This is a genomic window from Ramlibacter sp. 2FC (assembly GCF_005503345.1).
Taxonomy (GTDB): domain Bacteria; phylum Pseudomonadota; class Gammaproteobacteria; order Burkholderiales; family Burkholderiaceae_C; genus SCMQ01.
Genome location: NZ_SCMM01000009.1, coordinates 58,196 through 74,174 on the forward strand (window position 1 = coordinate 58,196; position 15,979 = coordinate 74,174).

Consider the following 15,979-nt stretch of genomic DNA (forward strand, 5'->3'; position numbering starts at 1 on the left):
AGGGAGCGCGCGCCGCCGCCCCCGAGGCCTGGCCGCCAGTCGTGACAGCGCGCCGCATGCGTGATAGAATCCCCGGTTCCTCGAAAAATCCTTTTTGCGGAACTTCCTTTCAAGAGGTCATTCATGTACGCGGTCATAAAAACCGGCGGCAAACAGTACCGTGTTGCTGCTGGCGAAAAAATTAAAGTAGAACAGATTGCTGCGGACGTAGGCCAGGAAATCGTCATCGACCAGGTTCTGGCTGTCGGCAACGGCGCTGAGCTGAAGGTGGGTACGCCCCTGGTGTCCGGCGCGACTGTCAAAGCCACGGTCGTGGCGCACGGCAAGCACGACAAGGTTCGCATCTTCAAGATGCGCCGTCGCAAGCACTATCAGAAACGTCAAGGGCACCGCCAGCAGTTCACCGAGCTGCAGATCGGCGCGATCACTGCCTAAGGAGCACAGGTCATGGCACAGAAAAAAGGCGGCGGCTCTACGCGAAACGGGCGCGATTCCAAGCCCAAGATGCTCGGCGTGAAGGCCTTCGGCGGTGAGCTGATCAGCGCCGGCTCCATCATCGTGCGCCAGCGCGGCACCAAGTTCCATGCCGGCACCAACGTCGGCGTGGGCAAGGACCACACGCTGTTCGCCCTGGTCGACGGCCATGTGTCGTTCGCCACCAAGGGGGCGCTGAACAAGCACATGGTGAACGTGACCCCGGCGGCCTGAAGCCCGCAGGATCCACTCCGGAAGCCCCGCCTGGTCGGGGCTTCTGTGTTTTGGCCCCGCCTCCTCAACTTTCCTTTGTAAACTGGACCCGTCATGAAGTTCGTGGATGAAGCCTATATTGACATCGCTGCCGGCGATGGCGGGAACGGCTGCGTCTCGTTCCGGCATGAGAAGTACAAGGAGTTCGGCGGCCCCAACGGCGGTGACGGCGGGCGCGGCGGCCATGTGTTCGCCGTGGCCGATCCCAGCCTCAACACCCTGGTCGACTTCCGTTTCTCGCGCCGCCACGAGGCCAAGCGCGGCCAGCACGGCATGGGCTCGGACATGTTCGGCGCCGCGGGCGACGACATCACGCTCAAGATGCCGGTGGGCACCATCGTCACGGACGCCGAGACCGGCGACGTGCTCTATGAGCTGCTGACGCCGGGCGAGTGCATCATGATTGCCAAGGGCGGCGACGGCGGCTTCGGCAACATGCGCTTCAAGAGCGCGATCAACCGCGCGCCGCGCCAGAAGACGCCAGGCTGGCCCGGCGAGCGCAAGAGCCTCAAGCTCGAGCTCAAGGTGCTGGCCGATGTGGGCCTGCTGGGCATGCCCAACGCCGGCAAATCCACGCTGATCGCCGCGATCTCCAACGCCAGGCCCAAGATCGCCGACTACCCGTTCACCACCCTGCATCCCAACCTGGGCGTGGTGCGCGTCGGCCCCGAGCAGAGCTTCGTCGTGGCCGATGTGCCAGGCCTGATCGAGGGCGCCTCGGAGGGGGCGGGCCTGGGCCTGCAGTTCCTGCGCCACCTGCAGCGCACGCGGCTGCTGCTGCACATCGTCGACCTGGCGCCCTTCGACGAGGGCGTGGACCCGGTGGCGCAGGCCAAGTCCATCGTGGCCGAGCTCAAGAAATACGACGACGAGCTCTACCACAAGCCGCGCTGGCTGGTGCTCAACAAGCTCGACATGGTGCCGGCCGAGCAGCGCGCCGCCCGCGTCAAGGACTTCGTCAAGCGCTTCAAGTACAAGGGCCCGGTGTTCGAGATCTCGGCGCTCACGCACGAGGGCTGCGAGCCGCTGATCCAGGCCGTCTATCAGCACATCCGCGCGCAGCAGGTGTCCGAGCAGCAGCCGGTGGAGCCCGATCCGCGCTTCGCCGAACGGCCGGCCTGACAACCTAGCAATCGGCCTGCTGCCCGCGCGGCGCGGCCCAGGAACCCGAATGACTCAGAAACCCGCTTCCACCGTGCTGCGCGACGCGCGGCGCATCGTCGTCAAGGTCGGCTCCAGCCTCGTGACCAACGAGGGCAGGGGGCTGGACGAGGTCGCCATCGGCGAATGGTGCCGCCAGATGTCGGCGCTGGCGCGCGAGGGGCGCGAGGTCGTGATGGTGTCCAGCGGCGCCATCGCCGAGGGCATGAAGCGGCTGGGCTGGGCCACGCGGCCGCACGAGGTGCACGAGCTGCAGGCTGCCGCCGCCGTCGGCCAGATGGGCCTGGCCCAGATGTACGAGACCAAGCTGCGCGAGCATGGCCTGGGCAGCGCCCAGGTGCTGCTGACCCACGCCGACCTGGCCGACCGCGAGCGCTACCTGAACGCGCGCTCCACGCTGCGCACGCTGCTGCTGCACCGGGTGCTGCCGGTGATCAACGAGAACGACACCGTGGTCAACGACGAGATCAAGTTCGGCGACAACGACACCCTGGGTGCGCTGGTCGCGAACCTGATCGAGGCCGACGCGCTGGTGATCCTGACCGACCAGAAGGGCCTGTACACGGCCGATCCGCGCAAGGACCCGTCGGCGCAGTTCGTGCACGAGGCCCAGGCGGGCGACCCGGTGCTCGAGGCCATGGCCGGCGGCGCCGGCTCCAGCCTGGGCAAGGGCGGCATGATCACCAAGATCCTGGCGGCCAAGCGCGCGGCGGGCTCCGGCGCCTCCACGGTGATTGCCTGGGGGCGCGAGCCCGACGCCCTGATCCGCCTGGCGCGCGGCGAGGCCATAGGCACGCTGCTGGTGGCGCAGACGGCCAAGCAGCAGGCGCGCAAGCAGTGGATGGCCGACCACCTGCAACTGCGCGGCGCCGTGACCGTAGACGCCGGCGCCGTCGCCAAGCTGCGCGAGGAGGGCAAGAGCCTGCTGCCGATCGGCATGACGGCGGTCGAGGGCGAGTTCTCGCGCGGCGACGTGATCGCGGTGCGCGACGCCCAGGGCCAGGAGATCGCGCGCGGCCTGGCCAACTACGCGAGCGCCGAGGCCCGCCTGCTGTGCCGCCGGCCCTCGAGCGAGATCGAGGGCCTGCTCGGCTACCTGGCCGAGCCGGAGATGGTGCACCGGGACAACCTGGTGCTCAGCCGCTAAGACCGCGCCGCCAGGGGCGGCGTCAATCGCGCTGGCCGCTCGGGTAGGGGTTCTTGAGGCTGCGCACGATCTCGGCGACCGGGCCGTTGGGCGCTGCGCCGCTGCACAGGGCGGTGCGCGCCAGCACCAGCGGATACCGGGACGGCATGGGGTCGCGCAGCGAGCGCCAGGCGGACTGGCTGTCGGTGGTCCAGCCGCTGTCCGGATGGTGGCGCGCATAGACGCGGTGCTGCGCGGTGCTGCAGCGTATGCCCTCGTACATCACGTTCATGGCCCCGCTGGGGCTGGCGGCCACGACCACGTAGCGCACGATGCCGTCGCGGCTGATCGACAGCGTGGCCGGGTCCACTCCCACGCTCAGCGAGGAGGGGCGCGGCATCTCCACCGTCAGCAGGCGCTTGACGTCGAAGGCCGGCGGGGGCGGCACCTCGCTCTCGCGCCAGTCCGGTGCGTCGGGAACCAGCTGGGCCCAGGCCCCCGTGGCGGCCAGCACGGACAGGGCCAGCGCCAGCGCCGCGCGCCTAGCGCGGCGCCGCATGTGAGGCATCCTGCGCGCTGGACGGCAGGTCGGTGTGCGGGTCGGGCTCGAAGGTGGCGCCGGGCGGCAGTTCCAGGCCGGCGCCGGACGGGCGCTCCTGGCGCGGGCCGGCCGGCTCGAATTCGCGCGCGCGCATGCCGCCGCGCAGGTAGCGGTTGCGGTGCTCGTGACGCGGCAGGAAGCGGGCCAGCTCGGTCAGCGCCATCTCGTAGACGCCGCGCTTGAACTCCACCACCACGTCCAGCGGCACCCAGTAGTCGTTCCAGCGCCAGGCGTCGAACTCCGGATGGTCGGTGGCGCGCAGGTTCAGGTCCCAGTCATGGCCCAGCAGCTGAAGCAGGTACCAGATCTGTTTCTGACCCTTGTAGTGGCCGCGCGCGTCGCGGCGTATGTACCGGTCTGGCACCTCGTAGCGCAACCAGTCGCGGGTGCGGGCCACGATGCGCACATGCTCCGGCAGGAGGCCCACTTCTTCCTGGAGTTCCCGGTACATGGCCTGCTCGGGTGTCTCTCCCCGGTCGATGCCACCCTGCGGAAACTGCCAGCTGTGGGTGCGGATGCGCTTGCCCCAGAACACCTGGTTTCTCTGGTTGAGCAGGATGATGCCGACGTTTGGCCTGAAGCCGTCCCGGTCGAGCATAATCAAACCCCAAATTTTTGAACTGAGTCCATTATGCCCGGCAGGCATCGCGCCAGCCAAGAGGACCAGCTCTTACCCGTCCCGCACGAGCCGTCAATGAAAGCCTCCCAGTTCCTGATTTCCACCCTCAAGGAAGCCCCCGCCGACGCCGAGGTGGTGAGCCACCAGCTCATGATGCGCGCCGGCATGATCAAGAAGCTGGGTGCCGGCATCTACAGCTACATGCCCATGGGCCTGCGGGTGATCCGCAAGGTCGAGGCCATCGTGCGCGAGGAGATGAACCGGGCCGGCGCCGTGGAGCTGACCATGCCCGTGGTGCAGCCGGCCGAGCTCTGGCAGGAGACCGGCCGCTTCGAGAAGATGGGGCCCGAGCTGCTGCGCATCAAGGACCGGCACGCGCGCGATTTCGTGATCCAGCCGACCTCGGAGGAGGTGGTGACCGACATCGCGCGCCAGGAGCTGCGCAGCTACAAGCAGCTGCCCAAGAACCTCTACCAGATCCAGACCAAGTTCCGTGACGAGCGCCGCCCGCGCTTCGGCCTGATGCGCGGGCGCGAATTCGTCATGAAGGACGCCTACAGCTTCGACCGCGACCCGGCCTCGGCCAAGGCCAGCTACCAGGTCATGGCCCAGGCCTACCGCCGCATCTTCGACCGCTTCGGCCTGCGCTACCGCGCGGTGGCGGCCGACAGCGGCGCCATCGGCGGGGACCTCAGCGAGGAGTTCCAGGTGATCGCCGCCACCGGCGAGGACGCCATCGTCTACTGCCCGGCGAGCGACTACGCGGCCAACATGGAGAAGGCCGAGGCCCTGGCGCCGGCCGGGCCGCGTGCGGCCGCGACCCAGGCCCTCACGCTCACCCCCACGCCGGACCGCAGCACCTGCGCCAAGGTGGCCGAGCTGCTGGGCGTGCCGCTCGCGACCACGGTCAAGTCCCTGGTGCTGGCCAGCGACGAGCTCAACGACTACGACGAGGTGGTCAAGACCCGCCTGTGGCTGCTGCTGCTGCGCGGCGACCGCGAGATGAACGAGGTCAAGGTCGGCAAGCTGCCGGGCCTGGAGGCGGGTTTCCGCTTCGCCACAGGCGCCGAGATCGAGGCCCATTTCGGCAGCCCGCCCGGCTACCTGGGACCGATCGGGCTCAAGCAGCCGCTCACCGTGGTGGCCGACCGCGAGGTCGCCGTGATGGCCGACTGGATCTGCGGCGCCAACGAGGTGGACCACCACCTGACCGGCGTCAACTGGGGACGTGACCTGCCCGAGCCCGACCTGGTGGCCGACCTGCGCAACGTGGTCGCCGGCGACCCCTCGCCCGACGGACAGGGCCCGCTGGCGATCGAGCGCGGCATCGAGGTCGGCCATGTGTTCTACCTCGGCACCAAGTACTCGCGTGCCATGAACGCGACCTTCCTGGACGAGACCGGCAAGCCGCAGTTCATGGAAATGGGCTGCTACGGCATAGGCATCACCCGCCTGCCGGCCGCTGCCATCGAGCAGAACCACGACGAGCGCGGCATCATCTGGCCCGACGCGATCGCGCCCTTCACTGTGGTGATCTGCCCGATAGGCATGGACCGCAGCGCCGAGGTCCGGGCCGCCGCCGAGAGGCTGCACGACGAACTGCAGGACGCGGGGGTGGACGTGCTGCTCGACGACCGCGGCGAGCGGCCCGGCGCCATGTTCGCCGACTGGGAGCTGATCGGCGTGCCGCACCGCGTGGTGATCTCGGACCGCGGCCTCAAGGAAGGGCTGCTCGAGTACCAGCACCGCCGCGAGGCGGCGGCGAGCAAGGTGCCGGCGGACCAGGTGTTCGCCTTCGTGAAGGGGCGGCTCGCGGCCTGAGCGGGGCCGGCGGCGAGTTGGCGACCATGCAGCCCGGCCTGTCCCGCAGAACCTGCCTGCTGGCCCTGCCAGCGGGCCTGGGGCTGGGGGGCTGGGCCGCGCCGGCCCGGGCCGGAGGTCAGCTCGAGGAGCCGCTGGCCGACTCGGTGCGCAGCGCGCTTCGCGCAGCGATTGCTTACAGCGCACCGCCCGAGTCCGAGTTCCGCACAACGGAGGCGCGGCTGCAGTACCTGCGCTGGCGAATTAGGATGGGAGCGCGACTTACGCGGCGCATGCCAGATTTGCAGGAGCGCGATGAATTTCTGCAGACAGTCTGGTACGAGGCGACGCGTGCTGGGCTGGACAAGTCGCTGGTGCTGGGGCTGATCCAAGTGGAGAGCGCCTTCCGACGTCGTGCAATATCGCAAGTTGGCGCGCGCGGCTATATGCAGGTCATGCCGTTCTGGGCCCGCGTGATCGGCGACGGCGATCCGGGCAATCTGTTTGTTACGCAGACCAACCTGCGTTTCGGCTGCGTGATCCTGCGCCATTACCTGGAGCGCGAGCGCGGCGACCTGTTCCTGGCCCTGGGCCGCTACAACGGCAGCCGGGGCCGGGCGCCGTACCCCGACGCCGTGCTGGGCGCGACGCGTCAGTGGGAGCTCGGCAGCGCCTGAGCCGGTGCGGAGGGGGCCGTTTCGCTGCACGCAGGAGGGGCGGGGGCCGCAGCGTCCAGCCGCGTCACCATGACCTGGTCGATGCGGTAGCTGTCGACATCGATCACCTCGAACTTGTAGCCGCCCCAACTCACGCTGTCGGTGCGCCTGGGCACGCGGCGCAGCATCACCATCAGGAATCCGGCCAGGGTCTCGTACTCATCTTCGTGCGGCAGGGTGTCGATGTCGAGTGCGCGCTGCACGTCCTGCACCGGCGTGACGCCGTCGATCAGCCAGGAGTCTTGGTCACGCTGCACGATCAGCTCCTCGGCCGGCAGCGACACCAGCTCGCCCATCACCGTGCTCATCACGTCGTTGAGCGTGACCACGCCGACCACCAGGCTGTACTCGTTGACGATCACCGCAAAGTCCTCGTGCACCTGGCGGAACTGCTCCAGCACCTCGCCCAGGGTCAGGCGATCTGGCACGATCAGCACCTTGTGCAGCAGGCTTTCGTCGGTCAGCGCGATCGGCTGGTCGTTCAGTACGCGCTGGAACAGGTCCTTGGCGTCGACATAGCCAAGCACATGGTCGATGTCGCCGTCGCAGACGGGGTAGGTAGAAAACGGTTCGGCCGCGATGCGTGCGCGCACCACGGCGTCGGGGTCGTCCTTGAGGAAGTAGGCGATGCGGTCGCGTGGCGTCATGGCGCTTTCCACCCTGCGCGTGTCCAGCTCGAACACGTTCTCGATCACCTGCAATTCGCCCCGTGCCAGCAGGCCGGACTGGGCACCGGCTTCGGTCAGGGCCAGGATGTCGCCGGACGTGACCCGCTCGTCGCGCTCGGCCGGCAGTCCGAAGGCGCGGAACAGCCCGTCCGCCCCCTTCCCGTAGAGCCAGACCAGGGGCTTGAACGCCGACATGCACAACTGCATCGTACCGACCACCCGCACGGCCAGCTTCTCGGGTTCGGTCATGCCCATGCGCTTGGGCAGCAGATCGGCAAACAGGATGAACAGCGAGGTGACGATCGCAAAGGAGACGACGAAGCCGGCGCTGTCGGCATGTGCAGGCGGCAACCACCAGCCAAAGAGCTGGCTGAAGTGGGGGCTCAGGGCCCCCTCACCGACGATGCCGCCCAGGATGGCGATCGCGTTCAGGCCGATCTGCACGACGGTGAAGTAATTGCCGGGGTGCTCCTGGATGTGCATGACTTGGTCGGCCCGCGCGTCGCCCTCGTCGGCCATCTGGCGCAGGCGCAGGCGGCGCGAGGCCGCCAGCGAAATCTCGGCCACCGAGAAGAAGGCGCTGACGCCGATCAGCAGGGCGATGACGATGAGGCTTTGGGTCAGGCTCATGGGGATCGGCCCGATGTTACGGGCTCGCACGAGGTCTTTACCAGTGTAACGACTGGGCCGTGCTATGGCTGGCGACAAGGCCATGCATGGCCTTGAATTAATAACTTTTTCTCATTCAAATAAAAATAAACATGCATTGGACATATTCATCCGGGTTTCCTAGCATTCGGTCATGACTTGCCCACAACCCAGGAGACCCGCCTTGAATGCCATTTCCCAGCTCTCCCGCCGTGCCGTGCTGGCTGCGGCTAGCCTGTTGCTCGCGCTCGGTGCCTCGGCCCAGGCCTACCCCGGCGGCCCGCTGACCTTGATGGTGCCTTACCCGGCCGGCGGCGCCTCGGACGTGATCGCGCGCATCTTCAACACCCCCATGGCCAGGGATCTGGGCGTGCCGGTGCTGGTTGAAAACCTGGGCGGCGTCAGCGGCGCGCTGGGCGCGCAGAAGGTGCTGTCGGCGCCGGCCAATGGCCAGAGCTTCTTCCAGGGCTCGCCGAACGAGCTGATCCTCGCCCCGCTGGCCAATGCCGCGGTGAAGTTCGAGGCCGAGGATTTCCAGCTGGTGCAGCTGATCGCCCAGACGCCCATGGTGGTGGTGGCGAGAAAGGACTTGCCGGCCGCCAGCATGGACGAGCTGGTCACGCTGGCGCGCCAGGCGCCCAGGGACAAGCCGCTGAACTACGGCAGCGTGGGCACGGGCTCGCTCTACCATGTGCTGTCCGAGCACCTGGGCCAGGTGATAGGCGCGAAGATGACCCATGTGCCCTACAAGGGCGCGGCGCCGCTGCTGCAGGACCTGGCCGGCGGCAACGTGGACTACGCCATCCTGCCGCATTTCGGCGCCATCGACGGCATGGTCGCGGCCGGCCGCGTCAAGCTGCTGGGCCAGCTCGGCGCCCAGCGCGCCGAGACCCTCAAGCAGCTGCCCACGGCGACCGAGGGCAAGCTGCTCAAGGACTTCGCCTACATGACCTGGACCGGCTACCTGGTGCGCAAGGGCACGGCGGCCGAGGTGGTGCAGCGGCTGCAGAAGGCCATCCAGGCGACGCTGAGCGACTCCAAGGTGCGCGAGTCGCTGACGGCGCAAAGCCAGCTGGTGGCCCGCCCCATGTCGCTCGAGGAGTCGGCGCGCTTTTACGCCACCGAGACGGCGGGCTACCGCAAGCTGGCCCGCGCGGTCGGCATAGAGCGTCAGTGAGGCCGGCCATGCTGCAGAGGCTTTCCCCAGCTCCCGCCGACTTGTTGGCCGCCATGCAGGGCTACGCGCCCGAGATGACGGCGCTGCGCCGCGACATCCATCAGCACCCCGAACTCGGTTTCGAGGAGCGGCGCACCAGCGACATCGTGGCGCGCTGCCTCACGGACTGGGGCTACGAGGTCGAACGCGGCCTGGGCGGCACCGGCGTCGTGGGGCGGCTGCGCTGCGGCACGGGCTCTCGCGCCATCGGCCTGCGCGCCGACATGGACGCGCTGCCTATCCAGGAGGCCTCGGGCCTGCCCTGGGCCAGCGCCCATGCCGGCGTGATGCATGCCTGCGGGCACGACGGCCACACGGCGACGCTGCTGGGCGCCGCGCATTACCTGGGCGACACGCGCGGCTTTTCCGGCACGCTGAACCTGATCTTCCAGCCGGCCGAGGAGGGGCTGGGCGGCGCGCTGCGCATGATGCAGGACGGCCTGTTCGAAAAATACCCCTGCGACGCCGTGTTCGCGCTGCACAACATGCCGGGCCTGCCGCAGGGCCAGCTGGTGTTTCGCAGCGGCGCCTTCATGGCCTCCTCGGACTACGCCACGATCCGGCTGCGCGGCGTGGGCGGCCACGGCGCCATGCCGCATCGCGCGACCGACCCGGTGGTGGCGGCCGCCTCGATCGTGATGGCACTGCAGACCCTGGTGTCGCGCAACGTCGACCCCGGCGAGATGGCCGTGGTCACCGTGGGCGCGATCCATGGCGGACAGGCCAACAACGTGATCCCCGACAGCGTCACGCTGGAGCTCAGCCTGCGCGCGCTGAACCCGCAGGTGCGCGCCCTGCTCGAGCAGCGCCTGCGCGCCCTGGTCGAGGCGCAGGCCCAGAGCTACGGCGTGCAGGCCGAGCTCGACTACCGGCATGGCTACGCGGTGCTGGTCAATGCCGAGGCGCCGACCCGGCTGGCCACCGAGGTGGCGCGAGAGCTGTTCGGCGCCGAGCGGGTCACGCCGCAGGGGGCGCCGCTTTCGGGCAGCGAGGATTTCGCCTTCATGCTCGAGCGGGTGCCCGGCTGCTACCTGCTGGTCGGCAACGGCCAGGGCGAGGGCAGCTGCATGGTGCACAACCCCGGCTACGACTACAACGACGCCATCCTGCCCACCGGCGCGGCCCTGTGGGCTGGCCTGGTGCAGCGCTTTCTGCCGCTGAACGACGCGGCGACGCCGGCCACCGCCTGACCGCGCCAGGCTGGTGCGCTACTGCACGAAGCCGATGCGCGGCTTGCCGGCGCTGGCCGCCGGCAGATCCCCGGGCCGCAGGCTGTCGCGCCCGGCCAGGCGGGCATTGCCGAAGGCCGTCATCAGCGCCCGGCGCATCTCGCGCGGCGGCATCTGGGCCAGCAGGTCGAGCAGGTCGTCGGCCGGCGCCTCGTCGAAATGCTGGCCCCAGTCGTGCGCGGCGCGTATGCCGGTGTAGAGCTGGGCCGCGATGCGGCGCGCCTGCTCGGGCGTGGGCGCGTCGACCTGGAACACGTTCATGCGGTTGAGTATGGGCTCGGGAATGGCGCGCTCGTCGTTGGCCGTGGTGATCCAGATCACCTGGCTGGCGTCGATCGCGACCTCGGCGAACTCGTCGGTGAAGCTTTGCGCCGTGTCGTGCTCGAGCAGGCTGTAGAGCGCGCCCAGCGGGTCGTACTGGGCGTCGCCGCTGGCCTTGTCGATCTCGTCGACCACGATCACCGGGTTCGCGTACTCGCCGTCGACCAGGGCCTCGAACACCTTGCCGGGGCGCGCGCCCTTCCACTGCGAGGAGGCGCCCGAGAGCAGCCAGCCGGCGGTCATCGAGCTCATGGGCACCAGGCACATGCCGGTGCCCAGCAGGTCGGCCAGCTGGCGCGCGAAATGGGTCTTGCCTATGCCGGGTGGCCCGAGCAGCAGCATGGGCGTGACCTCCAGGCCGTCGCGGCTGTCCTGGGCCAGCGCCACATGGCGCTTGACGTCGTCCAGCACCTCGCTGAAATTGGGCAGGGTTTCGTACAGGCCTGCCATGTCGGGCACGCCCGATGGCTTGACCTGAAAGCGCTGCGGTCCGCGCTCGAGCATGCGCTCGTAGGTGGCGCGCAGGCCTTCGTGCTCGCGCGGGCTGCCGCCGTCCTGCAGCTTGGCCAGCTTGCGCTCGACCTCGCCGGGTTGGAACACGCTGCGCATCCGGGCCACGGGCAGGCGCAGGGATGAGGATGAGGGCACGAGACTGCGGGATGCCATCGTTCACTCCTTTGACGCACGATACGCATCCATTCAAGCACAAGACGTGCCTGCTCTCAATGTCCGTGGCGAATCTAGGGTCGCCGCCCTATGACGGCCCAAAACGAACGGCCACCCGGAGGTGGCCGTCCTGTGGGAGCCCGCCGCGGCGGGCGGGGCGGGTCAGGCCTGGGCGCCCAGCACCTGCTGCAGCTCGCCCGACTCGTACATCTCCATCATGATGTCCGAGCCGCCGATGAATTCGCCCTTCACGTAGAGCTGGGGGATGGTCGGCCAGTTGCTGTATTCCTTGATGCCCTGGCGGATCGCGTCGTCCTCGAGCACGTTGACCGTCTTCAGGGCCTTGGGGTCCACGCCGCAGGCCTTGAGGATCTGGATGGCGCGGCCGGAGAAGCCGCACATGGGAAAGCTGGCGCTGCCCTTCATGAACAGCAGGATGTCGTTGCTCTTGACCAGTTCGTCTATGCGTTGCTGGGCGTCACTCATGGTTCGGTTCCTTAAGGAAAGGGGTTGCGGCCGGCGCGGCCCGGACAAGCGATGATTATCCCAGCCCTGGCCATTGCCCGCCGCTGCAGCGGGCAATGCCGGCCAGGTCCATGCGGCTTTGCACCTGTACGAAGCCGGCGCCGGCGAGCAGGGCGCGCACGGCCGCGGCCTGGTCCCAGCCTTGCTCGAGCAGCAGCCAGCCGCCGGGCAGCAGGTGGGCCGGAGCCTGGGCGATGATCTCGCGGATGTCCCGCAGGCCGTCGGGCCCGCTGGCCAGCGCCTGCAGGGGCTCGTGGGCCAGGGCGGCCAGGTGCGGGTCGTCGTCGGTCACGTAGGGCGGGTTGGAGACGATGAGCTGGTGGCGGCCGGCCACCGGCGACAGCCAGCTGCCCTGCAGGAAGGTCACAGGCAGGTCCAGGCGCTCGGCGTTGGCGCGCGCCACGGCCAGGGCATCGGCGCTGGCGTCCACCGCCGTCACCCGCAGCTCGGGCCGGGCGTGCTTGAGCGCCAGTGCGATCGCGCCGCTGCCGGTGCCCAGGTCGACCACGCTGGCGCCGGGCAGCGGGGCCAGCAGTTCCAGCGCCCATTCGACCAGGGTCTCGGTGTCGGGCCGCGGGTCGAGCACGCGCGCGTCGACTCGCAGGGGCAGGCCGAAGAACTCCTTGGTCCCGCTGAGGTAGGCCAGCGGCTCGCCGCCGGCGCGCCGCTGCAGCAGTTGCTCGAAGCGCTGCTGGCGCTCGGGCGGCAGCGGGTCGGTGTCGTGCGCGAGCAGCCAGGCGCGCTCCTGCGGCCCGCGCTCCAGCGCCAGCAGCAGCAGCAGCTGGGCATCGAGGCGCGCCAGGCCCAGGGCCTGGGCCGCGGCGAGGGCCTGGGCCAGGGTCATGCGCATTCCCTCGGACGGGCCGCTTGCAGATTGGGGGCCGGGGTGCTTATGCTGTGGGCCTGATGGACTGAAAACGAGGGGCGGATCATGCACAGCTCACCGGTGAAATACCTGATCGTGATCGAGTCGGGTGGCCCCATGGTGGCACGGCTGTTCGACGCGAACCGTGTCCATGTCATCGACATGGACGCCTCGTCCGAGGACGTGTCCGAGACCACCGAGGGCATCGTCCCCGCCCATGGCGCGACGGCGTCCGAATGGGACAAGGCCCTGGCTGGCCACAGCGCCGAAGAGCGTGCCGAGGCCCAGGTCTATACCCTGGTGCTCTGAACGCAGAGAATGGGGAGCGGGGCTCACGCGGCACCGACCTCGAGTTCGGCCAGCTGCTCGGCCTCGCGCGCGGCCTGCAGCGCGTCCACCACCTCCTGCAGATCGCCCTCCATGACGAAGGGCAGCTTGTACAGCGTGAGGTTGATGCGGTGGTCGGTCAGCCGGCCCTGGGGAAAGTTGTAGGTGCGTATGCGGTCCGAGCGGTCGCCGCTGCCTATCAGCCCCTTGCGCAGGGCTGCATCCTTGGCGGCGCGCTCGGTGCGCTCCCTCTCCTGGATGCGCGCGGCCAGCACCTGCAGCGCCCGGGCCTTGTTGCGGTGCTGGCTGCGGTCGTCCTGGCATTCGGCCACGATGCCGGTGGGCAGGTGGGTGACGCGCACGGCCGAGTCGGTCTTGTTGATGTGCTGGCCGCCCGCGCCGCTGGCGCGGAAGGTGTCTATGCGTAGCTCGGCCGGGTTGATCTGCACGGTCGCCGCCTCGTCGGGCTCGGCCAGCACGGCCACGGTGCAGGCGCTGGTGTGGATGCGGCCCTGGGTCTCGGTCGCCGGCACGCGCTGCACGCGGTGGCCGCCCGACTCGAAGCGCAGCCGGCCGTAGGCGTGCTCGCCCGCGATGCGCAGCACCACCTCCTTGTAGCCGCCGAGCTCGCTCGGCGACTCGCTCAGCAGCTCGGCGCGCCAGCCCTGGCGCTCGCAGTAGCGCAGGTACATGCGCAGCAGGTCGCCGGCGAACAGCGCCGACTCGTCGCCGCCGGTGCCGGCGCGGATTTCCAGGAAGGCGTTGCGCGCGTCGTCCGGATCCTTCGGTAAAAGCAGGCGCTGCAGCTCCTGCTCGAGCTGGGCCAGCTCCTGCTCGCAGGCGGTGATCTCCTCCTGCGCCATGCCGGCCATGTCGGGGTCGGCCAGCATCTCGCGCGCCGCGGCAAGGTCGGCCTCGCGCTGGCGCCAGCGGGCGTAGCGCCCGGCCAGCGTGGCGACCTCGGCGTGCTCGCGCGAGAGCTTGAGGAACTGGCCCATGTCGGCCATGATGTCCTCGCGCGAGAGCAGGAAGTCGAGCTCGGACAGGCGTTGGGCGTAGCGTTCGAGCTGCTGGCGGAGAAAGGGTTTCATGCGGGCTAGGGTGGTTCGCTACGGGCCTCGCAGCGGAGCGCGTCCTCGGGACGGGCGCTACAGGCCGTTCTTGTTCTGGCTGCGCAGGAACAGCCGGCTGATCGCCTGCGCCGTCTGCTCGCGGTGGGCCGGGTCGGCGGCGTTGAGCTCGGCCAGGGCGCCGTGCAGCATCTTCTGGGTCAGGCCGCGCGACAGCGCCTCGAGCACCGCGTCCACGTCCTCGCCGCGCGCCAGCAGGCGGCGCGCGCGCGCGATCTCGGCCGCGCGCCAGGCGTCGGTCTGGGCATTGAGCTGCTGGATCAGCGGCACCGTGCCGCGCTGGCCCAGCCAGTGCATGAAGCTCTGCACGCCGGCGTCGATGATGGCCTCGGCCTGGGCCACGGCGGCCTGGCGGCTGGCCTGGGCGGTCTGCACCACGGCGGCCAGGTCGTCCACGGTGTAGAGGTAGACGTCCTCCAGGGCCTTGACCTCGGGCTCGATGTCGCGCGGCACGGCCAGGTCGACCATGAACATGGGGCGGTGGCGGCGCTTCTTGAGCGCGCGCTCGACCGCACCCAGGCCGATCAGCGGCAGGGTGCTGGCGGTGCAGCTGACCACGGCGTCGAATTCGTGCAGGCGATCGGGCAGGTCGGCCAGGCGCATGACCTCGCCGCCGAAGCGCGTGGCCAGCTTCTCGCCGCGCTCCAGCGTGCGGTTGGCGATGGCAATGGCGCGCGGGTTCCTGGCGGCGAAATGCGTGGCGGCCAGCTCGATCATCTCGCCGGCGCCGACGAACAGCACGCGGATCTCGCCCAGGTCCTCGAACAGCTGGCCGGCCAGGCGCACCGCGGCGGCGGCCATGCTGATCGAGTGGGCGCCGATCTCGGTGGCGCTGCGCACCTCCTTGGCCACGGCGAAGCTGCGCTGGAACAGCTGGTTCAGCGTGGTGCCTAGGGCGCCGGCGTCCTCGGCCGCGCGCACCGCGTCCTTCATCTGGCCCAGGATCTGCGCCTCGCCCAGCACCATGGAATCCAGGCCGCTGGCGACGCGGAAGGCATGGCGCGCGGCCTGGCCGTCCTGCAGCAGGTAGGTGTGCGAGCGCAGCAACCCCGGCGAAACGCCGCCGCTGGCGGCCAGCCAGTCCAGCGTGTGGTCGACCTCGGGCCGGTCGGAGGCGCAATAGATCTCGGTGCGGTTGCAGGTGGAGAGGATGGCGGCCTCGGGGTGGCGCGCGTGGGACTCGCGCAAACCGTGGAGCGTGGGCGCGATCTGGTCGACGGCAAACGCGAAACGACCGCGCAGATCGAGCGGCGCGGTCGTGTGATTAAGCCCCAATGCCCAGACTGCCATGACGGGATTATAAAATTTGTCGCTTCAACCCTGCCCGCCGCTGCCTTCGCCCGCCATGGGTCCGCTCGATCTGCTCAACCACCTGCTGAATTTCGCCGCCCCCGCCCTGTTCGTCGCCCTGATCGTGACCCTGGCGGCGCCCTGGGTGGTGGGGCGGGCCGCCCTGGCTTGGCGCGTGCAGTTCGCGGTCCAGGCCGGCGTGGGCTTGGCGGTGCTGCTCGGCGGCCTGGTCCTGACCGGGCGCGACGGCCGCATGGGCAGTTACGCGGTTCTGGTGCTGGCGGCCCTGGCCTGCCAGTGGCTGATGTCGCTGCGCCGCTAGGA

At 69.4% G+C, this 15,979-nt stretch carries 18 protein-coding genes; 10 read left to right on the plus strand and 8 right to left on the minus strand.

Going from position 1 to position 15,979, the window contains the following annotated elements; translation table 11 throughout:
• Nucleotides 1-123: 123 nt before the first annotated feature.
• The 4 genes from rplU (at nucleotide 124) to proB (ending at nucleotide 3,055) form a co-directional block, all read left to right on the plus strand.
• On the plus strand, nucleotides 124-435 hold the full coding sequence (gene rplU, locus FFS10_RS06170) for a 50S ribosomal protein L21 (protein ID WP_137892639.1): 312 nt from the start codon (nucleotides 124-126) through the stop codon (nucleotides 433-435).
• Nucleotides 436-447: 12 nt separating this feature from the next.
• On the plus strand, nucleotides 448-708 hold the full coding sequence (gene rpmA, locus FFS10_RS06175; RefSeq protein ID WP_137892641.1) for a 50S ribosomal protein L27: 261 nt from the start codon (nucleotides 448-450) through the stop codon (nucleotides 706-708).
• A gap of 93 nt (nucleotides 709-801) precedes the next feature.
• Nucleotides 802-1,869, plus strand: coding sequence for an Obg family GTPase CgtA (gene cgtA, locus FFS10_RS06180; RefSeq protein WP_137892643.1), 1,068 nt, complete (start codon nucleotides 802-804; stop codon nucleotides 1,867-1,869).
• Nucleotides 1,870-1,918: 49 nt separating this feature from the next.
• Nucleotides 1,919-3,055 carry a glutamate 5-kinase gene (gene proB / locus FFS10_RS06185; protein ID WP_137892645.1) on the plus strand — a complete coding sequence of 379 codons (1,137 nt, stop codon included), beginning with the start codon at nucleotides 1,919-1,921 and terminating at the stop codon, nucleotides 3,053-3,055.
• A 22-nt stretch (nucleotides 3,056-3,077) separates the two neighbouring features.
• On the opposite strand, the gene FFS10_RS06190 is transcribed toward proB, so the two are convergent.
• Both FFS10_RS06190 and FFS10_RS06195 read right to left on the minus strand, forming a co-directional pair.
• Entirely contained in the window at nucleotides 3,078-3,593 is a 516-nt protein-coding gene (locus tag FFS10_RS06190) for a CNP1-like family protein (RefSeq protein ID WP_137892647.1), read from the minus strand.
• Nucleotides 3,577-4,233, minus strand: a complete 657-nt coding sequence (locus tag FFS10_RS06195) for an RNA pyrophosphohydrolase (RefSeq protein ID WP_137892727.1) — start codon at nucleotides 4,231-4,233, stop codon at nucleotides 3,577-3,579. The genes FFS10_RS06190 and FFS10_RS06195 overlap by 17 nt, the downstream gene beginning before the upstream one ends.
• A gap of 96 nt (nucleotides 4,234-4,329) precedes the next feature.
• Between FFS10_RS06195 and FFS10_RS06200 the strand changes: the two genes are divergently transcribed.
• Nucleotides 4,330-6,075, plus strand: coding sequence for a proline--tRNA ligase (locus FFS10_RS06200; RefSeq protein ID WP_137892649.1), 1,746 nt, complete (start codon nucleotides 4,330-4,332; stop codon nucleotides 6,073-6,075).
• A 26-nt stretch (nucleotides 6,076-6,101) separates the two neighbouring features.
• Nucleotides 6,102-6,731, plus strand: a complete 630-nt coding sequence (locus tag FFS10_RS06205; protein ID WP_137892652.1) for a lytic transglycosylase domain-containing protein — start codon at nucleotides 6,102-6,104, stop codon at nucleotides 6,729-6,731.
• On the opposite strand, the gene paeA is transcribed toward FFS10_RS06205, so the two are convergent.
• On the minus strand, nucleotides 6,707-8,068 hold the full coding sequence (gene paeA / locus FFS10_RS06210; protein ID WP_137892654.1) for a polyamine export protein PaeA: 1,362 nt from the start codon (nucleotides 8,066-8,068) through the stop codon (nucleotides 6,707-6,709). The genes FFS10_RS06205 and paeA overlap by 25 nt on opposite strands.
• Nucleotides 8,069-8,270: 202 nt before the next feature.
• Here paeA and FFS10_RS06215 point away from each other — a divergent pair, with 202 nt between their 5' ends.
• Nucleotides 8,271-9,263, plus strand: coding sequence for a tripartite tricarboxylate transporter substrate binding protein (locus FFS10_RS06215; protein WP_349654576.1), 993 nt, complete (start codon nucleotides 8,271-8,273; stop codon nucleotides 9,261-9,263).
• A gap of 53 nt (nucleotides 9,264-9,316) precedes the next feature.
• Nucleotides 9,317-10,492 carry a M20 aminoacylase family protein gene (locus tag FFS10_RS06220; RefSeq protein WP_137892729.1) on the plus strand — a complete coding sequence of 392 codons (1,176 nt, stop codon included), beginning with the start codon at nucleotides 9,317-9,319 and terminating at the stop codon, nucleotides 10,490-10,492.
• Between the two features lie 18 nt (nucleotides 10,493-10,510).
• Here the strand turns inward: FFS10_RS06220 and FFS10_RS06225 are convergent, their stop codons facing one another.
• The 3 genes from FFS10_RS06225 to prmC form a co-directional block, all read right to left on the minus strand.
• On the minus strand, nucleotides 10,511-11,518 hold the full coding sequence (locus tag FFS10_RS06225; protein WP_137892658.1) for an AAA family ATPase: 1,008 nt from the start codon (nucleotides 11,516-11,518) through the stop codon (nucleotides 10,511-10,513).
• A gap of 162 nt (nucleotides 11,519-11,680) precedes the next feature.
• Complete coding sequence (grxD, locus tag FFS10_RS06230) at nucleotides 11,681-12,004, minus strand: Grx4 family monothiol glutaredoxin (protein ID WP_137892660.1); 324 nt, start codon at nucleotides 12,002-12,004, stop codon at nucleotides 11,681-11,683.
• Between the two features lie 55 nt (nucleotides 12,005-12,059).
• Nucleotides 12,060-12,887: a peptide chain release factor N(5)-glutamine methyltransferase gene (gene prmC, locus FFS10_RS06235; RefSeq protein ID WP_249931183.1), complete on the minus strand. Its 828-nt coding sequence runs from the start codon at nucleotides 12,885-12,887 to the stop codon at nucleotides 12,060-12,062.
• 87 nt (nucleotides 12,888-12,974) lie between these two features.
• Here prmC and FFS10_RS06240 point away from each other — a divergent pair, with 87 nt between their 5' ends.
• A complete protein-coding gene (locus FFS10_RS06240; protein WP_137892664.1) occupies nucleotides 12,975-13,217 on the plus strand; it encodes a hypothetical protein in 243 nt (80 codons plus the stop codon).
• A 23-nt stretch (nucleotides 13,218-13,240) separates the two neighbouring features.
• Here the strand turns inward: FFS10_RS06240 and prfA are convergent, their stop codons facing one another.
• Both prfA and hemA read right to left on the minus strand, forming a co-directional pair.
• Complete coding sequence (gene prfA, locus FFS10_RS06245; protein WP_137892666.1) at nucleotides 13,241-14,326, minus strand: peptide chain release factor 1; 1,086 nt, start codon at nucleotides 14,324-14,326, stop codon at nucleotides 13,241-13,243.
• Between the two features lie 57 nt (nucleotides 14,327-14,383).
• Entirely contained in the window at nucleotides 14,384-15,655 is a 1,272-nt protein-coding gene (gene hemA, locus FFS10_RS06250) for a glutamyl-tRNA reductase (RefSeq protein ID WP_137892668.1), read from the minus strand.
• Nucleotides 15,656-15,710: 55 nt separating this feature from the next.
• Between hemA and FFS10_RS06255 the strand changes: the two genes are divergently transcribed.
• Nucleotides 15,711-15,977 (plus strand): hypothetical protein, encoded by a 267-nt coding sequence (locus FFS10_RS06255; protein ID WP_137892670.1) that lies wholly within the window; start codon nucleotides 15,711-15,713, stop codon nucleotides 15,975-15,977.
• The last annotated feature ends 2 nt before the right edge of the window (nucleotides 15,978-15,979 follow it).